The organism is Anaerolineales bacterium, from assembly GCA_022866145.1.
Classification (GTDB): domain Bacteria; phylum Chloroflexota; class Anaerolineae; order Anaerolineales; family E44-bin32; genus PFL42.
Window position 1 is genome coordinate 1 of the sequence record JALHUE010000170.1, and the last position, 2,908, is coordinate 2,908.

Sequence of the window (2,908 nt, forward strand, 5' to 3'; positions counted from 1 at the left end):
CGCCCACATCGGCGAAGAAGGACGCAGTGGTGCCGGGGGGCCAGGCTGCTCTGCTAGCCCTTGGCGGGCGGCACAGGGGCGGCCTCCTTCAGGCGAAGACAGAGCAAGACGCTGATACCCATCAGCACCGTCAGCACCACCAGCGAAGGCGTCATCGAGCCGGTCTCGGACGAACGGAACGCATCCATCGCCAGGATGAAGACGATGCCTGAGATCTGGCCCATCATCAGCAGCAGCCCGTTGGAGGTCGCCTCGGGCGCGGGCAGCGTGGCTTCGGCGCCGTACTGGAACCCAACGGGAGCCGCGCCCAGCAGGAAGAAGCCCAGCACGAGGCTGGCGACCATCACGCCGGCGAAGCCGGGGGCGAAGGTCATCCCAGCCAGGCCCAGGCAGGCGCCGGCCATCCCGACCACCAGGTACGGCGTGCGTCGCCGGCGCCGATCCGAGAGGGCGGGCAGCACCAGCGCCCCGACGATCCCGGCGGCTACCATCACCCCGCCGATCATTCCTGCCTGCAACGGGCTGAAGCCGCGCGGCCGCAGGATGTCCTCGATCCAGGTGGTGACGCTGTTGAAGATCCCCAGCCCGATGAAGAACACGGCCAGCAACCGCAGGAAGTCAGGACGGCGCAGCATCTGGCGCATCCCGTCAAACACCAGCGCCCGGATCTCCTCGCCGGGTGGACCGGGAGGCGTGGGCGGCCGCTCGCGTGCAACCGCGAAGAAGACCACGGCCACGACGATGGCGGCCACCCCGTAGATCAACAGCATCGAGGCGATGCCGAAACCGGCGGTGAGCAGGGGCGTCAACGCCAGGCCGAGCAGCACGCCGACGAAGATCGCCAGCGTCCCCAGCCCGGAGGCGGTCGCCCGTTCCTCCGGGCCAAACCAGCGGCCGGCGACCTTGGTCACCGCGTTCAGGATGAACGGCTGACCGACGGCAATGCCCAGTTGCGCCAGCAGGACCAGGGTGTACGACGGCCCGACCAGCCCCCGCGCCATGCCGAACACCGCCGTCAGCACCGCGCCCAAGCCCACGGCACGGCGGAAGCCGTACGTGTCGATCGCCCAGGAAGCCGGGATCGATACGATCAGGTACACCAGCATGAAGCTCAGCGAGAGCAATCCGATTTCCAGCTCACTCACGCCGTAGTAGGCCGCCGACTGGCTGGTGATGGCGGCGAAGGTGATCCACGAAAGCTGGTTGACGATCACCACCAGCATGAACGCGCCCAACACCCCCCAGCGCGCCCGGTACAACCGGATCCCGACTTCTTGCGTCATGTGGCGACTCCCCTCTGGGGCATTCGATTGGGCGTGCCCGGGTTCAGTTCGTGGGATGTGTCCCGTTGATCAGGTATGAATGGAGAACTCACCGGTCTCCTGGACATCGACCGGAACACCGTCGATCGCTGAAGGGATCACGTCTGCGGGGCGGAGATCGGTCAAGGGCACCTTGCGGTCGACCATCACCACCAGCACAACCTCTTTGGTCCTGCGGCCTTGACGCAGGCGCATACCGACTCCGACGCCCACGACGTTTTCCTTACGCAGCAGTCCCGCCACCGCCTGCTCCCGGACCTGCTGCGCCCGGCGGTAGGACTCCACCCAGTTGGGTTCCAGCTCGGCGGTCACAGGCTGACCTCCAGCGCCTCCAGCACCTGGGCGATCGGATTGTGGATCGTCGCCTGCTCCGAGCCGGCAAACAGCAGCCCCACAGCCGCCAGCCGGTCGCCGGCAACGAGCAGCGAGCCGGAGTCTCCCGGGCTGGACATGGCGCTGGTGACAATCTGGCCATCGAAGCGAGCCTGACGGTCGCCATAGCCGATGGTGACGGTGGTATCCAGCACCTGAATCTCCCCCCGGGTGAGGCCGGTCGTCCTGCCGGATTTGCGCACCGGCATCCCCAGCCCGGGCGCCGCCGTGCCGATCACGCGCCCGATCTCGAGGATCTCCTCGTCGACCCAGGCATCTTGGAGCGGTCGCGCCACGGCCGCGTCGACCCAGTTGGCCGCCTGGGGGTCGACCCGGCGCACCGCCAGCCGATGGCGCGAGCCCACCAGGCGCGCCAGCGCATTCCCGACGGCGGCGACGCTGCGGGCCACCGAGCACTCCCCGGGTTGGTCGTTGAATTGGATCGGGATGAAGCGCTCCAGGCGGCCCAGCTGATCGTCTTCGGCGCTCCCGCCATCCAGCGCCCCGGGCTGCAGCACCGCATCACCCAGGACCGCCTGATTGCTGTTGGCCAGCACGTGGTTGTTGGACAGGATCAATCGCACCCCGGTCCGCCGGTCGCGCACCAGGCATCCGAACGTGCCCGCCGTCACCCGGAAGTGACTGATGCTGACCCCGCCCGGCGCCGGACGCCAGCGGAGGTCGCGGGGTTTCTGGATCCGCAGGTCACCGACTTCGAGGACATCGGTGGGCACGCCGTCAATCTCCGTCGGGACCAGCGCCTGGACCTCGAGCCCCGCCAGCGGAACCTTGCGCCGGACCAGGGTCACCAGGCAGACCTGATCGGTGAGACGTTTGCCCACTGTGCGGTAGCCGGTCCCTACGCCGACTACATTGGGTTTTGCCAGCAGCACCGCCTGGTAGGCCGCCTTGGCCTGAGCGACCCGCACGAGATCGTCCATGGGACCCTCCGCTCGCCACGAGTATATGCCCGAAAGCAAGCGGAGCACCGGATGGCGATCCGATGCTCCGCCGGTGGGCGATTCGGCTGCCGCTAGCGCCTTCGGTCGAGCGGCACCCACTTCCGATCGGTGGGGCCGACGTACACCGACTGCGGCCGAATCAGTCGGTCTTCCTTGATCTGTTCGAGGACATGCGCCGTCCAGCCACCAACCCGCGAGATGGCGAACGTCGGGGTGAACAGCTCGACCTCAAGCCCGATGCCATGTAGCACC

The 2,908-nt window shown here is 67.9% G+C and carries 4 protein-coding genes; all 4 read right to left on the bottom strand.

Features of this window, described 5'->3' with window-relative positions:
* Positions 1-53: 53 nt before the first annotated feature.
* A complete protein-coding gene (locus MUO23_05385) occupies positions 54-1,283 on the bottom strand; it encodes an MFS transporter (GenBank protein MCJ7512386.1) in 1,230 nt (409 codons plus the stop codon).
* 69 nt (positions 1,284-1,352) lie between these two features.
* Positions 1,353-1,634, bottom strand: a complete 282-nt coding sequence (locus MUO23_05390; GenBank protein MCJ7512387.1) for a hypothetical protein — start codon at positions 1,632-1,634, stop codon at positions 1,353-1,355.
* Positions 1,631-2,635, bottom strand: a complete 1,005-nt coding sequence (locus tag MUO23_05395) for a S1 family peptidase (GenBank protein MCJ7512388.1) — start codon at positions 2,633-2,635, stop codon at positions 1,631-1,633. Before MUO23_05395 ends, MUO23_05390 begins: the two co-directional genes overlap by 4 nt.
* A 92-nt stretch (positions 2,636-2,727) precedes the next feature.
* A partial coding sequence (locus tag MUO23_05400) for a citrate synthase (protein MCJ7512389.1) occupies positions 2,728-2,908 on the bottom strand: 181 nt, incomplete at its 5' end.

What these genes read in the sequence shown, in the direction of transcription:
- MUO23_05385 (MCJ7512386.1), bottom strand. Translation starts at nt 1,283, where the DNA reads ATGACGCAAGAAGTCGGGATCCGGTTGTACCGGGCGCGCTGGGGGGTG.
- MUO23_05395 (MCJ7512388.1), bottom strand. Translation starts at nt 2,635, where the DNA reads ATGGACGATCTCGTGCGGGTCGCTCAGGCCAAGGCGGCCTACCAGGCG.